Annotated in this window: 24 protein-coding genes; 11 read left to right on the top strand and 13 right to left on the bottom strand. The window is 74.6% G+C overall.

All coding sequences use genetic code 11. The features are described from left to right. Positions 1–32 precede the first annotated feature (32 nt). Positions 33–374 (top strand): hypothetical protein, encoded by a 342-nt coding sequence (locus tag AB0H75_RS29785; RefSeq protein ID WP_367801857.1) that lies wholly within the window; start codon positions 33–35, stop codon positions 372–374. Here the strand turns inward: AB0H75_RS29785 and AB0H75_RS29780 are convergent. Further along, on the bottom strand, positions 334–1,323 hold the full coding sequence (locus AB0H75_RS29780; RefSeq protein WP_367801855.1) for a DMT family transporter: 990 nt from the start codon (positions 1,321–1,323) through the stop codon (positions 334–336). The two genes, AB0H75_RS29785 and AB0H75_RS29780, sit on opposite strands and share 41 nt — an antisense overlap. A gap of 40 nt (positions 1,324–1,363) precedes the next feature. Here AB0H75_RS29780 and AB0H75_RS29775 point away from each other — a divergent pair, with 40 nt between their 5' ends. Then, positions 1,364–1,876 (top strand): MarR family winged helix-turn-helix transcriptional regulator, encoded by a 513-nt coding sequence (locus AB0H75_RS29775; RefSeq protein ID WP_367801853.1) that lies wholly within the window; start codon positions 1,364–1,366, stop codon positions 1,874–1,876. Between the two features lie 77 nt (positions 1,877–1,953). Here AB0H75_RS29775 and AB0H75_RS29770 read toward each other — a convergent pair whose 3' ends face one another. Beyond that, positions 1,954–2,877, bottom strand: coding sequence for a DUF5829 family protein (locus AB0H75_RS29770; protein WP_367801852.1), 924 nt, complete (start codon positions 2,875–2,877; stop codon positions 1,954–1,956). Between the two features lie 117 nt (positions 2,878–2,994). Here AB0H75_RS29770 and AB0H75_RS29765 point away from each other — a divergent pair, with 117 nt between their 5' ends. Beyond that, entirely contained in the window at positions 2,995–4,107 is a 1,113-nt protein-coding gene (locus AB0H75_RS29765) for an ABC transporter substrate-binding protein (protein WP_367801850.1), read from the top strand. A gap of 47 nt (positions 4,108–4,154) precedes the next feature. Here AB0H75_RS29765 and AB0H75_RS29760 read toward each other — a convergent pair whose 3' ends face one another. Genes AB0H75_RS29760 through AB0H75_RS29750 form a run of 3 tightly spaced genes read right to left on the bottom strand, consistent with a single transcriptional unit; the run spans position 4,155 to position 7,451 of the window. Beyond that, positions 4,155–4,919 carry an ABC transporter permease gene (locus AB0H75_RS29760; protein WP_367801848.1) on the bottom strand — a complete coding sequence of 255 codons (765 nt, stop codon included), beginning with the start codon at positions 4,917–4,919 and terminating at the stop codon, positions 4,155–4,157. Between the two features lie 31 nt (positions 4,920–4,950). Further along, positions 4,951–6,537, bottom strand: a complete 1,587-nt coding sequence (locus AB0H75_RS29755) for a hypothetical protein (protein ID WP_367801847.1) — start codon at positions 6,535–6,537, stop codon at positions 4,951–4,953. Continuing rightward, positions 6,534–7,451: an ABC transporter ATP-binding protein gene (locus AB0H75_RS29750; RefSeq protein ID WP_367801845.1), complete on the bottom strand. Its 918-nt coding sequence runs from the start codon at positions 7,449–7,451 to the stop codon at positions 6,534–6,536. Before AB0H75_RS29750 ends, AB0H75_RS29755 begins: the two co-directional genes overlap by 4 nt. Before the next feature lie 88 nt (positions 7,452–7,539). Here AB0H75_RS29750 and AB0H75_RS29745 point away from each other — a divergent pair, with 88 nt between their 5' ends. Both AB0H75_RS29745 and AB0H75_RS29740 read left to right on the top strand, forming a co-directional pair. Continuing rightward, positions 7,540–8,883: a sensor histidine kinase gene (locus tag AB0H75_RS29745; RefSeq protein WP_367801843.1), complete on the top strand. Its 1,344-nt coding sequence runs from the start codon at positions 7,540–7,542 to the stop codon at positions 8,881–8,883. Continuing rightward, on the top strand, positions 8,880–9,554 hold the full coding sequence (locus tag AB0H75_RS29740; RefSeq protein ID WP_367801841.1) for a response regulator transcription factor: 675 nt from the start codon (positions 8,880–8,882) through the stop codon (positions 9,552–9,554). Before AB0H75_RS29745 ends, AB0H75_RS29740 begins: the two co-directional genes overlap by 4 nt. Positions 9,555–9,576: 22 nt before the next feature. On the opposite strand, the gene AB0H75_RS29735 is transcribed toward AB0H75_RS29740, so the two are convergent. After that, a complete protein-coding gene (locus AB0H75_RS29735; RefSeq protein ID WP_367801839.1) occupies positions 9,577–10,347 on the bottom strand; it encodes a class I SAM-dependent methyltransferase in 771 nt (256 codons plus the stop codon). 81 nt (positions 10,348–10,428) lie between these two features. Between AB0H75_RS29735 and AB0H75_RS29730 the strand changes: the two genes are divergently transcribed. Both AB0H75_RS29730 and AB0H75_RS29725 read left to right on the top strand, forming a co-directional pair. Continuing rightward, entirely contained in the window at positions 10,429–10,941 is a 513-nt protein-coding gene (locus AB0H75_RS29730; protein WP_367801837.1) for a winged helix-turn-helix transcriptional regulator, read from the top strand. 283 nt (positions 10,942–11,224) lie between these two features. Next, the gene (locus AB0H75_RS29725) at positions 11,225–11,449 is read left to right on the top strand and encodes a hypothetical protein (RefSeq protein WP_367801835.1); all 225 of its coding nucleotides are present in this window, start codon (positions 11,225–11,227) and stop codon (positions 11,447–11,449) included. 61 nt (positions 11,450–11,510) lie between these two features. Here the strand turns inward: AB0H75_RS29725 and AB0H75_RS29720 are convergent, their stop codons facing one another. Next, positions 11,511–12,749, bottom strand: a complete 1,239-nt coding sequence (locus tag AB0H75_RS29720; RefSeq protein ID WP_367801833.1) for an aminotransferase class V-fold PLP-dependent enzyme — start codon at positions 12,747–12,749, stop codon at positions 11,511–11,513. Positions 12,750–12,760: 11 nt separating this feature from the next. Then, positions 12,761–14,230: a PLP-dependent aminotransferase family protein gene (locus AB0H75_RS29715; RefSeq protein WP_367801831.1), complete on the bottom strand. Its 1,470-nt coding sequence runs from the start codon at positions 14,228–14,230 to the stop codon at positions 12,761–12,763. A gap of 124 nt (positions 14,231–14,354) precedes the next feature. On the opposite strand from AB0H75_RS29715, the gene AB0H75_RS29710 reads away from it, so the two are divergent. Then, positions 14,355–14,906: a nuclear transport factor 2 family protein gene (locus AB0H75_RS29710; RefSeq protein ID WP_367801829.1), complete on the top strand. Its 552-nt coding sequence runs from the start codon at positions 14,355–14,357 to the stop codon at positions 14,904–14,906. 57 nt (positions 14,907–14,963) lie between these two features. On the opposite strand, the gene AB0H75_RS29705 is transcribed toward AB0H75_RS29710, so the two are convergent. Both AB0H75_RS29705 and AB0H75_RS29700 read right to left on the bottom strand, forming a co-directional pair. After that, entirely contained in the window at positions 14,964–15,464 is a 501-nt protein-coding gene (locus AB0H75_RS29705; protein ID WP_367801828.1) for a hypothetical protein, read from the bottom strand. Between the two features lie 65 nt (positions 15,465–15,529). Continuing rightward, positions 15,530–16,369 (bottom strand): hypothetical protein, encoded by an 840-nt coding sequence (locus AB0H75_RS29700; protein WP_367801826.1) that lies wholly within the window; start codon positions 16,367–16,369, stop codon positions 15,530–15,532. A 268-nt stretch (positions 16,370–16,637) separates the two neighbouring features. Between AB0H75_RS29700 and AB0H75_RS29695 the strand changes: the two genes are divergently transcribed. Further along, complete coding sequence (locus AB0H75_RS29695) at positions 16,638–17,114, top strand: nucleoside deaminase (RefSeq protein ID WP_367801824.1); 477 nt, start codon at positions 16,638–16,640, stop codon at positions 17,112–17,114. A 64-nt stretch (positions 17,115–17,178) separates the two neighbouring features. Here AB0H75_RS29695 and AB0H75_RS29690 read toward each other — a convergent pair whose 3' ends face one another. Next, positions 17,179–17,580: an SRPBCC family protein gene (locus AB0H75_RS29690; protein WP_367801822.1), complete on the bottom strand. Its 402-nt coding sequence runs from the start codon at positions 17,578–17,580 to the stop codon at positions 17,179–17,181. Between the two features lie 125 nt (positions 17,581–17,705). Here AB0H75_RS29690 and AB0H75_RS29685 point away from each other — a divergent pair, with 125 nt between their 5' ends. Next, the gene (locus tag AB0H75_RS29685) at positions 17,706–18,419 is read left to right on the top strand and encodes a YqjF family protein (protein WP_367801820.1); all 714 of its coding nucleotides are present in this window, start codon (positions 17,706–17,708) and stop codon (positions 18,417–18,419) included. A 34-nt stretch (positions 18,420–18,453) separates the two neighbouring features. On the opposite strand, the gene AB0H75_RS29680 is transcribed toward AB0H75_RS29685, so the two are convergent. Together AB0H75_RS29680 and AB0H75_RS29675 are read right to left on the bottom strand one after the other, a co-directional pair. Then, positions 18,454–18,756, bottom strand: coding sequence for a DUF3040 domain-containing protein (locus AB0H75_RS29680; RefSeq protein ID WP_367801818.1), 303 nt, complete (start codon positions 18,754–18,756; stop codon positions 18,454–18,456). Between the two features lie 7 nt (positions 18,757–18,763). After that, positions 18,764–18,889, bottom strand: a complete 126-nt coding sequence (locus tag AB0H75_RS29675; protein ID WP_367801816.1) for a hypothetical protein — start codon at positions 18,887–18,889, stop codon at positions 18,764–18,766. Positions 18,890–19,268: 379 nt separating this feature from the next. On the opposite strand from AB0H75_RS29675, the gene AB0H75_RS29670 reads away from it, so the two are divergent. Beyond that, positions 19,269–20,342: a LacI family DNA-binding transcriptional regulator gene (locus AB0H75_RS29670; protein WP_367801814.1), complete on the top strand. Its 1,074-nt coding sequence runs from the start codon at positions 19,269–19,271 to the stop codon at positions 20,340–20,342. The last annotated feature ends 85 nt before the right edge of the window (positions 20,343–20,427 follow it).

The raw sequence follows: 20,427 nt of genomic DNA, 5'->3' as shown, positions 1-20,427 counted from the left end.
GCGCGAGCCGCGCCCGCGGGCACACTGCTCCCATGGACAAGCAGAACGGCTCCCCGGCCATCCGCCCGGGCACGGCCGGTGACATCCCCGCGGTTCTCGCCATGTTCGACAGCGCCGTGGCCTGGCTGGCCCGTCACGGGCGTACCGGCCAGTGGGGGGGACAGGCCCTTCACCGGCGATCCGCGCCGCACCGAGCAGGCGACCCCTGGGCCGCCGCCGAGGCGCTCGCCCGGGGGGTAGGGCTGCTGCGCGTCGACTGCTACGCCGGCGACGACGGCCGCCTGGTCGCCTACTACGAGAGCTGCGGCTTCACCAGGGTGGCCCCCTTCCGGGTCAAGGACTGGCCGGGCATGCTCCTGCAGCGCCGCCTGTGACCTCCGCCTTCGGTCCCGGCGGCCGCCCGGCCCGGCCCGGGACGGAGACAGGGACGGGGGTGGGCTGCGTTCCGGCGGCCGGCCGGCGGCGCCCGGTCAGGCGGGCCACGACGGGCTGGCCGAGCACGATGCCCGTGAAGGCCAGCGCGAGCCCGGCCGCCTGCCGCGCCGTGAGCCCCTCGCCGGCGATCATCGTGCCGAGCAGGACGCCGGTCACCGGGTTGAGCAGGCCGACCAGGCCCACCGTGGCGGCGGGCAGGTGGCGGAGGCCGGCGAACCAGGCGGCGAAGGCCAGAGCCGTGGCGATCACGGTCACGTAGCCGAACCCCAGCACGACGGGCCCGGTCACCGCCGGCGGCGGGCCCTCCACGGCCACGGCGAACGGCAGCAGGACGACCCCGCCCGCGACGAGCTGCCACGACGTCATGGCCAGCACGCCGGCGCCCGTTCCCCAGCGCTTGCCGAGCACCGCGCCCAGCGACGACATCGCCATCGCCGCCACGGACGCCGCCACGCCCAGCGCGCCGGCGGCCGTGGTGCCGGCGAGCAGCATGAGGCACACGCCGCCGACGCCGATCACCGCCCCCGCCGCCGGAAGGACCCCCGGGCGCTCGGACAGCAGCAGCCAGGCCAGGAGCATCATCATGACCGGCGACGTCGCCATGATCATCGAGGCGAGGCTGGTGGGCAGCGTCTGGGCGGCGACGTAGACGAGCGCGAAGAACGCGCTCATGTTGAGCGTGCCGAGCACCAGGGACTTCCACCACCACGAGCCGCGGGGGAGCGCGCGGGTGACGGCGAGCAGCAGTAGCCCGGCGGGCAGGGCCCTGACGGCGGCCCCGTAGAGGGGGTACTCGGGCGGCAGGAATTCGCGGGTCACGTAGTAGTTGGCGCCCCAGGCCACCGGTGCGATCGCCGTGACGAGCGCCCAGCGGAAATTAGCTTCCATGGAAGCTAATATAGCTTCCGAGGAAGATATATTGGAGCCCGTGACGGAACCTCTCGACCACGTAGCCCGGATCCAGCGCGAATGGGCCCGCGAACGCCCCGACGTCGACGTCTCCCCACAAGGCGTGATCGGCCGGCTGCACCGGCTGGCCGGCCACCTCACCGAGCAGCTGTGCCTCGTCTACCGGCGCTTCGGGCTGGGGGAGGGTGACTTCGACGTGCTCGCCGCGCTGCGCCGCGCCGGGCCTCCCTTCGAACGCGCCCCCGGCGAGCTGGCCGCCTTCACGATGGTCACCACCGGCGCGATGTCCAAGCGCATCGACCGGCTGGAGCGGGACGGCCTGGTGACCCGCCGGCCGAGCGAGCACGACGGCCGCGGCCGGGTGGTCGCGCTCACCCCGGCCGGCAGGGAGCTGATCGACCGGGCCTTCACCGAGCACATGCGCAACGAGCGCCGCCTCCTGGACGAGCTGAGCCCCGAGGAGGCCGCCCAGCTCGAACGGCTGCTCGCGAGCTGGCTCGCCCGCCTCGAACCGCCGGTGGACACGCCATGAGCAAGCCGCGGACCGAACAAGAAGAACCGACGGCGACGGGCCCGGCCGGCTCAGAGCGGCCGGCCGGGTCACGTGGCTCACGCGGGCGGGTCGAAGCTCCACACGGCGCGGGCCCCGGGCCCCACCGCCAGGGTCGAGCGCCCGATCCGCTTCTCCGTCATGTACGGCAGCAACTTGTTCAACGAGAAGCGCACCTCCTTCAGCCCGGCCTGCTCGCGCGGCACCGCGTCCAGCTGGATGCGCGTGCCACCGCCGTCGGCGACGACGCCCCCGCCCGGGAGTGACCGCACCGCGAAGCCGCCCGCGCGCAGCAGCGGCGTCGCGTTCGCCACGTCACGCGCCGGCACCCCGATCCGGATCGCCGTGACGTCGCGCATCAGGTGCTCCTTGTAAGCGTCCGGCAGGTAACGCTCCCGCCCCACGTCGCCGGGAAAGCTCGCCGGCTCGGTCTGGCTGCGGGGATCGGCGAAGTACTCCGGCAGGTACTCCATCGCCCACGGGTCGAACGCCTCGTACTGCTCGCCGGTTACCCGGACCGTGTCGAACCAGGGCACCCGCACGCCGTCCCCGAAGTCCCGGGTCTGCCGGTACGGGAACGGCTCGGCCACCCCGAGGGCCTTCAGCCGCTCGGTCACCGTCGCCAGGTCGCCCGCCCGCTCCGTCGAGACGCCCAGCCCGGCCGAGCCGAACTCGGCGTCCTGGCCGGGCAGGTCGCCCACGGCGAACAGCTCCAGGTACGTCTCCCGGCCCTTCAGGTAGCGGCCCTTCCACGTCATCCCGCCACCGGTCGTGGTGCGGACCTCGAAGTTGGCGAACTCCCGCAGGTAGGCGGAGTTCTCGATCGCGTCGGCGGTCTCCTTGTCCACCACGCTGTAGGCGTGGTTGTAGAACAACAGCTGGCGCTCCTCGGCCGACGCCGGGCCGGTGAGCGTCCCGGACAGCGCGACGGCCAGCGTGGCGGCCAGGGTTGTGATCGTGCGTAAGGTTCGGCGAATCACCATGGGCGTGATCTTAAGCTGACGAAGATCGCGTCTACTGCCGATCTGACAAAATCCTGACAATCGGCGGGAGGTGCCTTCTGGCATCATGCAACCACTGTCACAAGGAGGCGCGAACGCATGCACACGCCGTCATCGCCATCCGGAGCGGGCGAGGCCGGCGGGCCGGCCGTCCGCGTCGGCGCTCTCGTCCCGCTGACCCGGCCCGGCTGGGTCGAGGCGGGCCGGCACCTGCTCGCCGGCCTCGAACTGGCCACCCGCGAGGTCAACGACGCCGGCGGGATCGGCGGCCGGCCGCTGGAGCTGGTGGTCCGGGACACCGCCGCCGATCCGCGCAGGGCCGAGGCGGCCGTGGACGAGCTGGCCGGCCTGGGCGTGGCCGCTCTGGCGGGTGAGTACCACAGCGTCGTCGCGCGCGCCGCCGCCGCCAGGGCCGACGCCCTCGGCCTGCCGTTCCTGTGCTCGTCGGCGGTGCTCGACGCGCTCACCGAGCGGCCGACGGAACGGGTCGCGCGCCTCGCCCCCGCCCAGTCGCGCGGCTGGCGGGTCTACGCGGACTTCCTCCTGGACGCCGGTCACCGCCACCTCGCCGTGGCCGCCGAGCCGAGCGTCTACTGGGCGTCGGGGATCCGCGTCCTGCGGGAGCACCTGGCGCCGCGCGGCGGTACCGTCGCCGAGCTCGACATGCGCGCGCTCACCCCCGAGGCCGCGTGCGACGAGCTGGCCGGCCACCGCGCGACGGCGCTGCTCCTCCTGGTCGGCCACCCGGAGCCGGCGGTGCCGATCGTCACGTCCGTTCGCCGCGACCCGCGCCTGGCCGGGATCATGATCGGGGCGCCGGCCGGGCAGCCGGAGTTCGGCGCGTGGGCGGACGCGCTGGGAGGCGACGGCGCCGGGATCCCGTTCCTGCGCTACCTGCCCGAGCGCCTCGGTCCGCTCGGCACGCGGGTCGAGGCGGCCCTTCGCGAGCGGCTGGCCGAAGCGCCCTCCTTCGTCGCCTTCGAGGGCTACGACACGGTCGCCGTCCTGGCCGAGGTGCTGCGTGCGCACGGCGCCGGCCGGGCGCGCCTCGCCGGGGGGTGGCCACGCGTCGAGGTCGAGGGCACCCGGGGGCTGATCCGGTTCTCCCGCGTCCCGGGCGTCGGCGTCTGGCAGTGGGCCTGGCCGCCGCTCCAGGTCGCCGACCGGGACCCGGCCCGCCCCGACCGCTTCCGGGTCCTGCACACCGGCTGAGAACACGGGCCGGACCACGGCGACCGGGCGGCGCGGTGGCGCTCGCGTTACGCGTCCCGGGCGCGGAGCAGCAGCCCACCCCCCAGCAGTGCCGCGGCGGCCCACGCGGCCGGCACGCCCAGGCCCGCCCACGGGGCGAGCGGCAGGGCGGACAGGCCGGTGGTGGCCTGGACGGCGAGCCCGGCGTTCATGGGGGACAACTGCCAGAGCAGCCGCTGCCAGTCCCCGTCCGCGACCATGAGGATGAGGGCGGGGAAGAGGTACAGCGTCCCCAGGACGGTGGCGATGCCGGCGCCGGAGTCGCGCACGGCGGTGGCCACCCCCAAGGCGAACAGGGCGATGAGCACCAGGTACGACACGGAGCCGCAGGCCGCGCGCAGCATCGGGCCGCCGGTGAGGTCGAGCAGGCCGGGCGGGAAGCCGCGCGCCAGCAGGACGGGCCGCGCCACCAGCAGGGCGGCGGGCACGGCGGCGATCCCGGCGGCCAGCGTCAGGCCGGCCAGCACGATCGCCTTGGCGGCCAGGACCCTGGCCCGGTGCGGCATCGCGGCCAGGGTGAGGCGGATCATGCCGCTGCCGTACTCCCCGCTGACGGCCTGGACGGCCAGGACGGCGACGGCCGCCTGGCTGATCTGGACCCCGAAGAGGCCGATCCTGGCGGGATCGTAGCCGCAGCCCCGCCCGCCGCAGGTGACCACGGCGGAGGCGGCGGCGCCACCGGCCACGGTGAGCACGATGACGGTGGCCAGCAGCCACCCGGTGCCCGGCGCGGTACGCAGCTTGGTCCATTCGGCGTGCAGGTACGCTCTCACGCGCGCCTCCCGTGGCCCGGGTTCGAGGGGGTCATGCGTCCGTCCCGCGAAGCCGGAGGACGGCCGCGGCGAGGGCGAGCGCGGCGTAGCCGGCCGGCACGGCGAGACCCGCCCACGGCGGCAGCGGGTAGAAGCCGGCGATGGGCGCGTAGTGCGCCACCACCTGCGGGTACGCGGGGACGCTCTGCTGGACGGCGAAACCGGCCGCCGGGGTGAGGCGCAGCAGCCACCGCGCGGCGCCGTCGGGCAGGACCGAGGTGGTCGCCAGGACGTGCGGCACCACGATCACCACGACGGCGGCGATGACCGCCGCGACGCTGCGCCGCAGCAACGCGCCGAGAGCCAGGGCGAGCACGGCGGCCAGCGCGAGCAGCGCGGCCGTGCCCGCCACGACGCGCACCTGGGTGGATAGGGGCACGGGCAGCACGGCGTTGCCGTTGGACCGCAGCAGCCGTCCCCCGACCACGAACGCGGCCGCGACGGCCGGCAGCGTGGCGGCGAAGGTGACCAGGCCGAGCACGAGGGCCTTGGCGAGTAGCGTCCGGCCGCGGCGCGGGCCGGCCAGCAACGTGGTGCGGATCAGGCCGTAGCGGTACTCGGCGGTGACGAACCTGACCGCCACCACGATGACCAGGACCAGGGCGGCCAGGGCGCCGCTGAGCGGGCGCTCGGCGGTCGTCCCCTCGACGGCCGGCGCGATGTCGCCGGCGCCGGTGACGGAGAAGGAGTCGCCCGAGCGGGCGGCACGCCCCGGGTGGTGGACCGACCCGCCGGGGTCGACGGTGGCGCCGAGGTCGTCCTCGCGCCAGGCCCGCACCCCGTCGCCCGTCCCGTCGCCCGTCCCGTCGCCTGCCGTGCCGCCCGACACGGTGACGTGGTCGAACTCGCCGGTGGCCTCGGTGAAACGCTCGGCGGCGACGGACCCGCCGAGATCCCCCTGGGTGACCGTCAGGTCGCCGGGCGAGGTGGCGAACAGGCCGATCCGGACCGTGCGCGGCAGCCCGGCGAGGGTGGCGGTGCCGATCCGGGTCCAGGTGGCGCCGTCGGCGGACTCGTAGCCGGTGAGGGTGTCGCCCGAGCGGGCCAGCCGCAGCCAGCGCGGCGACCGCGGCGAGACCCCGCCCGGCCGGCCGGCCCGGTCGTGGACGAAGTCGTGCTGCATCCGCACGCCGTGCCGCCCGGTCATCATCACCGCCGCGTACGCGGAGCCCTGCCCGGTGCCCGCCTTGATCATGACGCCGGCCTTCGCCCACGGCACGACCCCGGCCACCAGGTTGCGCTCTCCCGGGGTGACGTCGGGCTTGCGGATCCGGCCGGTCATGGACGTCAGGCGCGCGGTGATGCCGCCGTCCCCGGTCAGCGCCCGGTGCACGAAGAAGAACTTGTCGGTCACCGCCTGGCCGCCCGGCCCGGTCACCGGCGGCGGGCAGGCCACCTCGGCACCGCCGGCACCGGCGCACGAGGCGTGGCTGCCCGCGGCGGACGTCACCCCGAGCAGCACGACCACCAGCGCCGCCGTGGCCAGGGTGGCGACCCAGCCGCGTACCGTGCGGAGCTTGGTCCATTCGGCGCGCAGCAGCCGGTGGAAGCCGGCCCGCCCGGACGGGAGCGGCCTCATCGCGCCACCCCCCGGTACTCGGCCGCCCCGCCGGTGAGGTCCAGGTAAGCCTGCTCCAGCGTCACCCGGTACGCCGCTACCTCCGAGAACGGCACCGCGCCGGCGTTGAGGACGGCCACGACGCGCTCGGCGGGCAACCCGGACACCACGAGCGTGTCGCCGTCGCCCGTGGCGACCGCCGCGCCGGCCCGGCCCAGCACCGGCACGGCCTCGGCGCGCGCCGGGGTGCGTACGGTGACCCGGCCCCGGGAGGCGGCCGCGATCAGCTCGGCCACGCCCGTGTCGGCGATGACGCGGCCCCTGCCGACCACCACGAGATGATCGGCCGTGTCCTGCAACTCGCTCATCAGATGGCTGGAGACCAGCACCGCCCGCCCCTCGGCGGCCAGCGACCGCAGCAGGCCGCGCATCCACACGATGCCCTCGGGGTCGAGGCCGTTGACCGGCTCGTCCAGCAGCAGCACGGGCGGGTCGCCGAGCAGCGCGGCGGCGATGCCGAGCCGCTGGCGCATGCCCAGCGAGAAGCCGCCCGCCCGGCGCCGGGCCACCGGCCCGAGGCCGACCTGCTCCAGCACCTCGTCCACCCGGCGGCCGCCCAGGCCCTGGGAGTGGGCCAGCCAGAGCAGGTGGTCGCGGGCGGTGCGGCCCGGTTGCAGCGCGCCGGCGTCCAGCAGCGCGCCGACCTGGCGGAGAGGGGTGCGCAGGCCGGCGTAGGGGCGGCCGCCGATCAGGGCGCGGCCCTCGTCGGGGGCGTCCAGCCCGAGGATCACGCGCATGGTGGTGGACTTGCCCGCCCCGTTCGGGCCGACGAATCCGGTGACCTGGCCGGGCCGGACGGTGAACGTCATCCCGTCCAGGGCCAGGGTACGGCCGAACCTCTTGCGCAGCCCGGTGACTTCGATGGTGGGGTGCATGCGAACCGGTTGTAGTGGCCCGGGCCTAACACGGGCCGAACGGGGCCTGTCACCTCGTTGTTAGGCCCGGCACGGCATCCTGGGACGCATGAGAAAGTGGCGACGCCCGGCACGCACCGCACGCGTGCGCCTCACCGCCCTGTACGGGGTCATGTTCCTGCTGTCCGGCGCCGGGCTGCTGGCCATCGCCAACCTCGTGGGCCTCGGCGGGACGAGGGTCAGCCGCTCCCTCTCCACGGGGTCCCCGCCGGCCGGTCCGGTCACGCTCGCCGACGCCACCGAGCGCATCGCCTGGTTGCAGGCCCGGCTGGCCGACACCCACGCGGCGCAGTCGCGCCAGCTCCTGATCGGCTCGGCCGTGGCGCTGGCGGTCATGGGCGTGCTCTCGCTCGTGCTGGGCCGCCTCGTCGCCGGCCGGGTGCTGCGCCCGCTGCGTACGATCACCGCGGCGACCCGCCGCATCACGGCCGACAACCTCGACGAGCGGCTGGCCGTCCAGGGCCCGGACGACGAGGTCAAGCAGCTCGCCGACACCATCGACGACCTGCTGGAACGGCTGGAGGGCGCCTTCGCCGCGCAGCGCCGGTTCGTCGCCGACGCCTCCCACGAGCTGCGCACCCCGCTGACCACCATCCGTGCCTCGCTGGACGTCGCGCTGGCCAAGCCGGAGCCGGTGCCGGCGCAGACCGTCGCGCTGGCCGGCCGCGTGCGTACCGAGCTGGACCAGGTGGACCGCCTGCTCGAAGGGCTGCTCGCGCTCGCCCGCGCCCAGCACGGCTCGCCGCCCGGCCGCACCACGCTCTCGCTCGGCCACCTGGCGGCCACCGCCCTGCGGGCGCGGGCCGACGCCGTCGCCGCCAAGGACCTCGCGGTCGACTCCTCCGGGGTCGGCGAGGAGGACGCGTGGGTGCGGGGCAACCGGGAGCTGCTCGCCCGGATGGTGGACAACCTGCTCGACAACGCGGTCACCCACAACCGGCACGGCGGCTGGATCCGCCTGGCCGTCACCACGGCCGGCGCCGATGCCGTCCCCACAGCCGGCACCGATGCCGTCACCACAACCGTCACCACAACCGTCACCACAACTGGCACCACAGCCGGCACCACAGCCGGAACGACCGCCCGGCTCGTCGTCGAGACCGGCGGCGACGTCCTCGACCAGGAGCAGGTCGATCGGCTGGCGCGGCCCTTCCAGCGGCTCGGCGCCGACCGCACCCGTTCCGGGCCCGGCTCGGGGCTCGGCCTGTCGATCGTCCAGGCCGTCGCCGCCGCGCACGGCGGCGCTCTCGACCTGCGGGCCCGACCGGACGGCGGGCTCCTGGCCGCCGTCTCGCTGCCCGCCGCCCCGCCGCCCGCCAGCCCGCCGCCCGCCAGCCCGCCGCCCGCCACCCCGCTCCCCGCCGCGGGCGTGGCGGCGGAGGCGACGGCATGAGGGTCCTCGTGGTCGAGGACGCCCGCTCCCTGGCCGACGTCCTGGCCGAAGGGCTCGGCGATCAGGGCATGGCCGTGGACGTCGCCTACGACGGGCTGGAGGCCGCCGCCAAGCTCGACCTCAACGCCTACGACGTGGTCGTCCTCGACCGCGACCTGCCGGGCATCCACGGCGACACGCTCTGCCGCATGATCACCGAACGCGACGACCGGGTCATGGTGCTGATGCTGACCGCCGCCGGCTCGCCCGGCGACCGCGTCATCGGGCTGACCCTGGGGGCCGACGACTACCTGGCCAAGCCCTTCCACTTCCCCGAGCTGGTGCTGCGCATCCGGGCCCTGGCCCGCCGCCAGCCCGCCGCCCGTCCCCGGACGCTGCGGGCGGCGGACGTCACGCTCGACCCGCTGCGCCGCGTCGCCACCCGCGACGGGCGGCATCTGGAGCTGTCGGTCAAGGAGTTCGCGCTGCTCGAAGCCCTCCTGCGGGCGGCTCCCGGCTTCCTCAGCGCCGAGGACCTGCTGGAGCAGGTCTGGGACGAGCACGCCAACCCGCTGACGAACACCGTCACCGTCACCGTCGGCCGGTTGCGCCGCAAGCTCGGCGACCCGCCTCTCATCACCACCACGCCGGGCGTCGGGTACCGGATCGCGGCCCCCGAGCTCCCCTCCTGACGCGCGTCCCGTCCCCGCCGGCTCAGGCCCTGCGGGCGTGGCCGAGGTAGGTGACCACGGGACGGCCGTGCGGGTCCAGGACGAAGCTCACCATCCGCGCGATCTCCTCGTCGCCGATGCGTCCCCGACGGCGGGCCAGGGTGGCCCGGACCAGGGCGCCGGCGCTGCGCGGCTTGAAGCCGCAGACGTCCTGCGGGAGCAGGCCGTGCCGGCGCATCGCGGCGGCGAGCTCCGCCGGCGGCCGCAGCCGGTCGGCGGCGTAGCGGCCGGGCGGCATGATCCTGGTCATCGGCAGTGCCTGGAAGGCGCCGAGGTAGACCAGCCGGGACAGCGGGGTGCGGTTGACGGTGTCGAAGATCAGCGGCGCGCCGGGGCGGAGCAGGCGCGCCGCCTCCGCCAGCACGTCGTCCAGGCTCCGGGTGATCTCGAAGGTGTCGGCGTAGTAGGCCAGGTCGTAGTCGCCGTCACCCAGCGCGGCCAGGGATTCGGCGGGCGCCGTCACGTACTCGATGCTCAGGCCCTCCTGGTCGCCGGCCTGCCGGGCGAGGGCGGTCGCCCTCGGCGAGGGGTCGGCCGCCGTCACCGCCAGCCCCAGGCGGGCCAGCCCCCGGGCCAGCAGGCCGCGCCCGCTCCCCACCACCAGCGCCCTGCCGCCCCGGGGGACCTGGAACCGCTCGATGACGTCCTCGGCGTAGGTCATGCGCACCCGCTGGAAGGACACCGCCCTGAGCTGGCGGCCATCGACGGCCTGCGGCGATGCGGCGTCCAGCTCGATGACGGGGTGATGGCTCATGACGGACTCCCTCAAGGTAGGTTTCCTGAGGAAACCCTACCCATCGCCGGTTTCCTCGGGGAACCCGGGTAGGCTCGCAGCATGACGCGGACCTCGCTGGCGGGCGTGACCTGCTCGATCGCGCGTGCCGCCGACGTTGTCGGCGACGCGTGGAGCCTGCTGATCATGCGGGACGTGCTGGTCGGCATCACCCGCTTCGACGACCTCGCCACGGACCTCGGCATCTCCCGCAAGATCCTGGCCGCCCGGCTGTCCCGGCTGGTCGAGGAGGGCATCCTGGTCCGCGAGCGCTACCAGGACCGCCCGCCGCGCGAGCACTACCTGGCCACCGGGAAGGGCAGGGAGCTCTACCCCGTGCTGCTGGCCCTCATGAACTGGGGCGACCGGTGGTACGCGGGCGAGGACGGCCCGCCGGTCCGCATCCGCCACCTCGACTGCGGCCACGACACCGCCCCCGTCACGGCCTGCGCCCACTGCGGCACCGAGCTGACCACGGACAACACTACGCAGCTCCCCGGCACCGGCGGCCGCGCCGGACCCGGCACACGCGTCCTGGGCCCCCTGATCGGCTCCCGAGCCACCCAGCCGGGCTGATTCCCTCCCGGCGCCGCCGTGAGATGCGCGGTTTTCCGCCCATCCGCTTCACCGTCATGACAGAGTGGTCAAGGCCGGTCAGGCCGAGGCCGGTGGCCGGTGTGCGCGAAATGGCGCGACCCATCCTGAGGTTCGGTCGCTTCAGTCGCTTCCGGAGCTGCCGGACCGCCTCTGAACAGGCCGGATGTCCGGCGTTCCGCGCCGGGTGAGGTGAGTCGCCGGTCCGGCCGCACGGCTTTTCCGGACCGGCGGGAACGCAGGGCCGGGGCGGCGAACGCGAGGCGTGCTCAACTCCAACCTTCAGTCGCTTCGGTCGCTGTCGGGCCGCTTCGTCCGCGAGGGCATCGTCGGGTACGTCGCCACGAGCGGCGCCCCCGCCGCCCGCGTCCACCGGCTGCACCTGAACAACCGCTCGAACCGGCGGGTGGCCCTCACGGCGCACAAGGACTCGATCCTGCGCGACGAGCCCGGCTGGACGCTGGACGGCCCGCTCGGCTCCTTCCTGTAGACCGGCCGGCGGGGCCCGCCACGCGCCACGGGCGGGCCCTGCCGGGCGCCGGGGTACGAGGTCAGCGGGCGGACCCCATGACGAGCCCGGAGACCGCGTCGACGACGGTGTCCACCTCTTCCTCGGTGTTGTAGTAGTGCGGCGACAGCCGCAGGCACCACTCCACGTCCTTGTCGCCGAAGTCGTAGAGCGCGAACTCCCGGAAGCTCAGCGCCGAGTTGATCTTCTGCTCGTCCAGCGCCTGCTTGAACGGCTCCGGCCGCAGTCCCTCCACCGCGAAGGTCACCAGGGCCGCCGGCGCGGGCCCGCGGTCCAGCACCCGTACGCCGGGAAGGGCGGCCAGCCGGTCCCGCAACCGCGCGGCCAGCCACGGCGTGCGGCGGGAGATGGCCGGGACGCCGACCCGCAGGGCGTAGCGGGCGGCGGCGGCGCAGCCGAGGAGCGTGGCGTACGGGAACTCCCACTCCTCGAACCTGGCGGCCGTCTCGACCGGGCGGTAGCTCCGCGGCTCGGTCCAGCGGGCTCCGTACATGTCGATGAAGAGCGGCTCGTAGCCCTCCCGCAGGACGCGGTCCGAGACGTACAGGAAGCCCGAGCCGCGCGGGCCGCGCAGGAACTTGCGGCAGGTGGCGGTGAGGAAGTCGCAGCCGATCTCCTCGACGTCGATCTCGTACTGGCCGACGGACTGGCAGGCGTCGACCAGGTAGAGCAGGCCCAGCTCCCGGCAGCGGCGGCCGATCTCGGCGACCGGCTGCACGAGCCCGGAGTTGGTCGGGACGTGCGTGACGGCGACCAGCCGCGGGCGGCGCGAGCGCATGAGCGCGGTCATCACCTCGACGTCCACGCCGGAGCCGTCCGGGTGGTCGGGGGCGTGCAGGACCTCGACGCCGAAGCGGTCGCGCAGGGACATGAACGCGATCTGGTTGGAGATGAAGTCGTTGCGGGTGGTGAGGATGACGTCGCCGCGCCGGAACGGGATGGCCGACAGGGCCTTGCTGTAGGCGTGGGTGGCGCTGCCGGCGAAGGCGATGTTGTGCGGGCCGGCGCCGATGAGCTCGGCGATCGCGGCGTAGAAGTCCTTCACGGCGGTGGCCTGGGCGGCCGACGCCTCGTACCCGCCGATGCTCGCCTCCAGCTGGAGGTGGTCGAGCATCGCCCGCAGCACGGGGGCGGGCATCAGGCCGGCGCCCGCGTTGTTGAAGTGGATCACCGACGCGCAGCCCGGGGTGTCGGCGCGCAGGGCCTCGACGTCGAGAAGCGATTCTCCGCTAGAGGCGAAAGCGTTATCCGTATTTCTCATGAACAAGGATATCAATCGGTCAAGCGCTTCTCCAGTACGTCCTGCCCCAGAGTCCTGGCGGCGCGGGCGAGCCGGCGCACGCCCTCCCGCAGGTCCGCGGGCTCGGCCGCGGCGGCGAAGCTGAGGCGCAGGTAGTGGGCCGGCGGCTCGTCGGGGAAGTACCGGTGGCCGGCGTCGACGACCACGCCGTGCGCGCGGGCGGCGTCCGCCACCGCCGTGTCCGCGAGCCCCGGCGGCAGGCCGACCCACAGGTGCAGCCCCGCGTCGGGACGCCGGTCGAGGCGCCATCCCGGCAGCTCGGCGGCGAGCGCGCCGGCCAGGACGCCGCACCGCTCGCGCAGCGCCGCGGACAGGGCCCGCCGGTGCCGTTCCCAGGAGGGCGAGCTGAGCAGCTCGACCGCCGCCTCCTGCAGCGGCCGGGCGGTGAAGAAGTCGTCGATGGCGCGCATGTCCCGCAACCGGCGCGACACCGGCCCCCGCGAGATGACGGCCGCGATCCGCAGGCTCGGCGAGGCGGGCTTGGTCAGCGAGGTCAGGTAGATCACCGCCCCGTCGCGGTCGTCACCGATCAGCGGGCGCGGCACCGGCCGTCCGTGGCCGAGGAAGCGGGCGAAGTCGTCCTCGACGAGGAACGCGCCCGCCGCCCGCACGACGTCGATGATCTGGTGGCGGCGCTCGGACGACAGCGCGGTGCCGGTGGGGTTGTGGCAGCCGGGCTGGCAGTAGAGGACCCGGGCGCCGGTCATGCCGAAGGCGTCGGAGAGCAGGTCGGGGCGGATGCCCTCCTGGTCCATCGGCACCGGGATGGGGCGCAGCCCGGCCGCCCGCGCGGCCGCCAGCGCTCCGGGGTAGGTGGGCGACTCGACCAGCACCGGCCCGCCGGGCGCGGCCAGCGCCCGGAAGAGCATCGACAGGGCTCCTTGCCCGCCACCCGTGACGAGCACGTCCTCCGGGGTCGTGCCGTTGCCGACCAGCTTGGCGAAGATGGCCCGCAACGGCGCCAGCCCGCTGGTGGGCGCGCGGTCCCAGGCGTCGGGGCGCCGGGCCGCGCGGGCCAGGGCCGCGCCCAGCGCCTTCCCCGGCTGCAACGCGCGGTGCAGGTAGCCGCCGGCCATCAGGACGCCGCCCTCCGGGAGCGCGGCCGGCGCGTCGTCCGCCTCCGGCGCGGAGCCGCCCTCCCGCGGGCCGCCGGGGTGGACCGCGCCGCCGCGCCCGGCCAGCGTGACCGCCTGCCAGGAGACGTCCCCCGGCACGCCGTCACGGGAGGGGCGGCGCGGCGCGACGTAGCTCCCGCTGCCGGGCTGGGTCGTCACCAGCCCTTCGGCGGCGAGCTGGGCGAAGACCTTGGTGACGGTGACGGGGCCGACCTTGTGGCGGCGCGCGAGCTCGCGGCTGGTGGGCAGCCGCGAGCCCGGAGGGAGCCGCGCGATCTCGGCCCGCAGCCCGTCCAGCAACGCTTCCACGGAAGTGCTGTTCGTCATGCGAGCGAGAGTAGCGCTTCGCACCGGGGCGGGCCCGCGATAGCCGGTGGCTATGACGGCAGGTATTGGCCGTGACCAGGCGGGGCTCGCGAGGATGGGGGCACGTTCGACAGGAGGTTCCCCCATGACCGAGCTCAGCCGAGCCGCCGCCCTGCGCACCCTGGGCGCCGCCGGCCTCACCCTCGCGGCGACGGGCACGCCCGCCGCCGCGAGCACGTCCGCCGCCGCGGGCAAACCCGCCGGCGAGCACCCCAACATCAAGCTGATCCGCGGCTACTACGACGCCTACGCCCGCAACGACCTGACCGCGTTGAGGGAGCGCTTCTTCGCCGCCGACATCGTGTGGACCATCCCCGGCCACCACCCGCTCGCCGGGACCAAGCGGGGAGCCGACGAGGTGCTGGCCTTCTTCACCGAGCTCGCCCGCGCCGGCTTCCGCGCCGACCCGATAGCGCTGGCCGCCGACGGCGACTGGGTGATCGACCTGCACCGGGGGTGGAGCACGCGGCCGGAGGGGCTGGACATCCTCTGGGCGCTCGCCTTCCGCATCCGCGGCGGCCGCATCGCCGAGGCGGTCAACTTCGCCGCGGACCAGCACGCGGCGGACGCCTTCTTCTGGCGCAGGTACCCGCTGGCCGGCATCCCCGCCCGGCTGGCGCCACGGGCCGGCGACTGAGCCGCCCGCCCGTGGCCCGCGCCGGCCCGCATCACCGGCACCGGCGCGGCCGTCCGCTCAGCCGCAGGTGGTGGTCCAGTAGTGCGAGCTGAGGCGGTTGTCGGGCAGCGAGCCGTCCGAGAACCTCTCCCTGCCGAGGGTGAAGTCCTGCCAGTAGTCGCCGTGGCCGAGGCACATGTACACCCCGCGGCTGTACGCCTCGGACCACATCACCACGTCGTCGTAGTAGTCCAGATAGCCCTGGTTGTAGACGGACGAGGCGATGTTGTCCATGTTGCCGCAGGGGCCGGAGCTCGCGTAGTTCGACCAGTCGTCGGGGTAGCCGCAACCCCGGCCGCCGCGGTAAGGATGCTCGTACACCCAGAAATTGCCGTCCTCGGCGGCCGCCGTGAGCTGCTTCTGCCCCTTCTCCTGGTACGCGGGCGTCGGCACGCCCTCGGATCGTACGGTGTCGGTCCTGGCCGGCGCGGGAGCCGGATCGGCGCTCGCGGCCGGGGTCATCGCGAGCACGCCGCCGAGGACGGCGGCGGCGAGCACCGCGGTTCGGATGGCTTTCATGTTCTTCCTCCTGTCGTGAGGGCTGTCGTGCGGGCTGTCGTGGGGGTGGTTCGGTTCGCCGCGGTTCACGGCTGCCGGTCGCCGGCGATCTCGCGGGCTCGTGGCAGGGCGGCGAGCTCCAGGGCGCGCTTGGCGTCGAGGAAGGGGCGGTACCGCGCGGAGATCTCCCGCTCGTACTGCCGGTCCAGCCGGTGGATCGTCGCGGTGAGGCCGCTCTCCGCCGCGCAGGCCGCCTCCGCCGTGGCGACGGCGATCTCCTTCGCGCGGTCGGTGGCGCCGTTCGGTGGCAGGGCGGCCTGCCGCGCCTCGGCCGGATCGGCGTACGGGTGGCCGTGGGCCCGCATGCACGCCGACCAGCGGGCGACGCTCCTTCCGAAGCGGGGGTCCTTCATCACCCGCCCGACGCGCAGCGGTGTCAGCTGCTCGACGACCTTCTTGGCCCGGTACCAGCCGCGAAGATCGCCGTACAGGCGTCTCTCCGCCTGGGAGACGCATCCCTGGTCGCTCCTGCGCATGGTCCCGCCCAGCGGCAGCTCGGCCTCCAGGCCGACGGGCGCGGCGCCGTTCAGCGCCGCCCTGGCCCTGGCCTTGTCGCTCGGTGAAAGGCTGTCGAAATAGCGTTTGTTCGGGTCGGCGGCGGCCAGTTTCGCCGCTTCCGCCCGCTGGTCGCCGCCGTAGCCGTGCCGCTTCGCCCAATTCAGGTCGGTCACGGCGTAGGGGAACGCGCGCAGGCTGTCCACGGGCAGCTCGTCACGGCGAATGAGCCATACCTGAAAACCGTGGGCTTTCATGCAGTCGCGCACCAGTAATTGCTCGGCCAGGTCCAGCACGGCCGATTCCGGCACGCCGGTCCTCCCTCGCGGGGCTTCGCCCGCGCAGACGCCGAGCAGCAGCAGGACGGTCACGGCCAGCGAATTCAGTTTTACCGTTCGCGACGATCTGCGCTGCATCAACGTTCCCGGAATCAGGAGAGCGGACTTCGGCGGTTGAACGACGGCGCCGGGGCCCGGATTTCGGAAAGGCCCGATCGGCATTTCGAGTATGGCAAGGGGCCGGCTCCCCGGATAAGCCGATATACCGTCAATTTCCGGCTGATTCCCGCCTAGATCGTCCTCGTTTTCCGGGAAATCCCGGCCGCCGCGCCCCCGCCGATCCGGGCTAAAATGGCGCCCCATGATCGACGATGATGAGCTGATCCACCTGCGGCGTTGCATCGAGCTGGCCCGGCAGGCGCTGGAGGCGGGCGACGAGCCCTTCGGATCGGTGCTGGTCTCGGGCGAGGGCGAGGTGCTGGGCGAGGACCACAACCACGTGGCCGGAGGCGACCACACCCAGCACCCGGAGTTCGCGCTGGCCCGCTGGGCGGCGGCGCACCTGACGCCGGAGGCGCGGGCCCGGGCGACCGTTTACACCTCGGGGGAGCACTGCCCGATGTGCGCCGCCGCCCACGGCTGGGTGGGGCTGGGCCGGATCGTGTACGTGGCGTCCTCGGCGCAGCTGGCCACCTGGCTGGCCGAGATGGGCGTGCCGCCGGCCCCGGTGCGGCCGCTGCCGGTCCACCAGGTCGCGCCCGGCGTCACCGTGGAGGGCCCGGTGCCGGAGCTGGCCGACGAGGTCCGCGAGCTGCACCGCCGCTACCACGACGGCTGACCCCGGTGACCGGCGTCGGGCGGGGCGCCGGATGCGGGGCCGGCGTCCCGCCCGCGTTCGGCGCTCAGCTCACGGTGAAGTTCTCGCCCACCTCCCGCTGCAGTCCGGTGAGGGCGTCGTCCACCAGCGCCCGCATCACGTCCTGCGCGCCGCCGGGCGCCTGCACGCAGACCTCGACGCGGGCCGCGCCGGCGCCCGCCTGCCCGACCTCCAGCCAGCCGCCGGCGCCCTGCGGCTGCTCGGCGCGGCACTCCATCCGCAGCCGGTCGGCGTCCCTGGAGACCGCGAGCCGCGCCTGCCCCTGCCGGTCGTCGATCCGCCAGCGGAGCTGGACCGTCCCGTCCTCCAGGTGCTCGGCGGTGACGCCGGCCGGCAGCCAGCGGTCCAGCCGTTCCAGGTCGCCTGCGGTGTTGTAGACCACCTCGGCCAGGGCCGCCACGTCGCGGGTGGTGCGGTATTCCGTCATCACGTTCCTTCGGAGAGGGAGAGCGGTGAGCGTTGCGGCCGTCCGCTACCCGGTCCTCGCGCGGGCTATCGCGTTCCCGCCGCCGGACGGGGACTGCGGGCACCGTCGCGGGGCAGGGGCCCGGGATGGAAGCCCCGCCGTCGCCCCGTGTCAGCCGCCCCGTGATGTACCACCAGTGGACGCGGATCACCTTCATCCACTGGCGTTACCCGCCGGAGCGCGTCCAGGCGCTGCTGCCGGACGGGCTCACGGCCGAGACGTTCGACGGCGCGGCGTGGGTGGGGATCACGCCCTTCCTCATGCGGGGCGTCCGGGTGCCGGGCGTGCCCGCGCTGCCGGTGCTGTCCAGGTTCCCGGAGACGAACCTGCGTACCTACGCGCGTGACGCGCGGGGGCGTACCGGCATCTGGTTCCTGTCCCTGGACGCCGCCCGGTCGCCGGCCGTGCTCGGCGGGCGGGCCGGGTTCGGGCTGCCCTACTTCTGGTCGGCGATGGCGGTGGAGGCCGGGAAGGGCCGGATCCGGTACCGGTGCCGCCGGCGCCTGCCCGGGCCGGGCGCGCGGTGCGACGCGGACGTGGAGACCGGCCCGCCGCTGGCGGAGGACGAGCGCGACGGCCTGGCGCACTTCCTGACCGCCCGCTTCCGGCTGTTCACGCGCGTGGCGGGCCGGCTGGCCGCCGCCGAGGTGGAGCACCCGCCGTGGCCGCTGCACCACGCCCGCCTGGCCCGCCTGGACCAGGACCTGATCCAGGCGGCGGGGCTGCCCGCCCCGGCCGGGCCGGCCGTGCTGCACGCCTCGCCGGGCGTGCCGGTACGCGTGGGCATGTGGAGCTGGTGACGGCCCGGCCCGTGGGCCCGGCGGCGGCCGGGCGTCATCCGGCGGGGGCGCGCCCCAGTTCCTCCAGGGCGGTGCCCGGCGGCGGGTAGGGCGCCGGGGCCGGACGAGCGTGCCCGGCGAGCAGGACGACCAGCATCGACAGCGCGGTCATGGCGATGACCAGGAGCAGGACGCACGTCAGCTCGCGCCGGCCGGTGTGGCAGGCGAAGCGTTGCGTTCTCCGCCGCGCGCACGCGGCGTTGAGCGCGTCGATGCGGCAGGCGAAGAGACGGTCCCGGCCGCGCAGGCCCTGCTCGATCTCGGCCAGCATCCGGCGTTCCCGGTCCGACAGGTTCATCGGCCACCTACCGCGCGGGGTGGTCGGCGTAGCGGCGCGGCATGCCGAGCTGCCTGGGCCGGTGCCGCGCCAGGAACGTGGTGGGGAAGCCGATCGCGAACGACATCGGCGTCTCGAAGCTCGTCAGCGCCATGGCCTCTGCCAGGGCGAGGAAGCCGAAGGAGGTGACGAGGCAGAGGTACCCGATGACCTTGTGGTCGGTGGTTCGCCGCCGGGCTTGAGGGTGGTCACGTCACTCTCCGTGATCTTGGGCGGAGCCGTCAGGCAGAGGGGGTGCGGGCCCTGGTGCGGGCCGTCGTGCAGGTCGTGCAGGTCGTGCAGGTCGTGGAGCGGCTGCCCGCCCCTACCCCCGTTATTTCTCGCAAACCGCCACAAGATGGCTTTTTCTTGCGCACCGTTCCCGTCTTGCGCCTTTCCTCTCGCTGCGGGCCGCCGGGTGCGGGCAGGAGCCGGTGATCCAGGCGGATACCATCGATGCGGGCGGACGTCGAGAGAGCGCGGGTGGTGGCCTGGTGGCGAGCAGGGCGACCGTCTACGACGTCGCCGAGCGGGCGGGCGTCTCCATCGCGACCGTGTCCCACACGTTCCGGCAGCCGCAGAAGGTCCGTCCCGAGACGCGGGAGCTGGTCCTGGAGGCGGCCAGGGTCCTGGGATACGTGCCGAGCGGCAGCGCGCGCGGGCTCGCCAAGGGCCGCTCGCAGGCGCTCGGCCTGTACGCCTTCGACATGTTCCTGCCCTCCGATCTCAACGCCCCGCCCGCGAGCCTCGACGCCCTGGTGCGGCGGGAGCTCGACGGGCCCGCCGACGCGCGGCGCTTCCCCCTCTACGTCGACGAGATCCAGCGCGGGTTCGAGCTGGAGGCGCGGCGGATGGGCCGGACGGTGATGCTCGGGTCCGGGGCGAGCCGCGACGCGCTGGGCAGCATCGACCTGGCCGGCAGCGTCGACGGGCTGGCGATCTTCCCGGGCGGCGCGGAGCGCGACCTGCTGGAGTACGTCGGCCGGGGCGTCCCCGTGGTGATCTTCAGCAGCCCGCCGATGGACGACACGCTGCACCACATCACCGTGGCCAACGAGGCCGCCGTCCGGGAGCTGGTCGATCACCTGGTGGGCCGGCACGGCCACCGGTCCGTGGTGTTCCTGGGAGAGCTGGCGGCCCCCGACATCGGCGCGCGGTTCAGGGCGTTCCAGGCCGCGCTGGGCGCGCACGGGCTGCCGGTGCCCGAGGAGCCCTTCGACACCACGACCCTCACGGCCGACAGCCTGCGCTCGCTGCGCGAGGCCATCGCGTCCGGGCGGGTGCCGGACGCCCTGGTGTGCGCCACCGACCAGCTCGCGCTCGCCGTCCTCGACGTGCTGGCCCGGCACGGGCTGCGCGTCCCGGAGGACGTCGCGGTCACGGGCTTCGACGGCATCCTCGCCGGGCGGCTGTCGCGCCCGACGCTGACCACGGTGCGCCAGCCGTTCGCGTCGATGGGCCGGCTCGCGGTGCGCATCCTGATCGACACGGCGGCCGGGGTGGAGCACCCCAGGTCGTACGTGCTGCCGACGCGCCTGGTGATCGGCGCCAGCTGCGGCTGCGGCTGAGGCCGCGCGGGCCCGCGGGGGCCGACCAGAACAAGGTTATGTCTCGATTGAGCAATGATGCTGGATTTGTGTGGAGTTAAGCGCA

This window comes from Nonomuraea sp. NPDC050783 (genome assembly GCF_040802095.1).
Classification (GTDB): Bacteria; Actinomycetota; Actinomycetes; order Streptosporangiales; family Streptosporangiaceae; genus Nonomuraea.
Note: the sequence above shows the minus strand (reverse complement) of the source record. Positions and strands in the feature narration are given on the sequence as shown.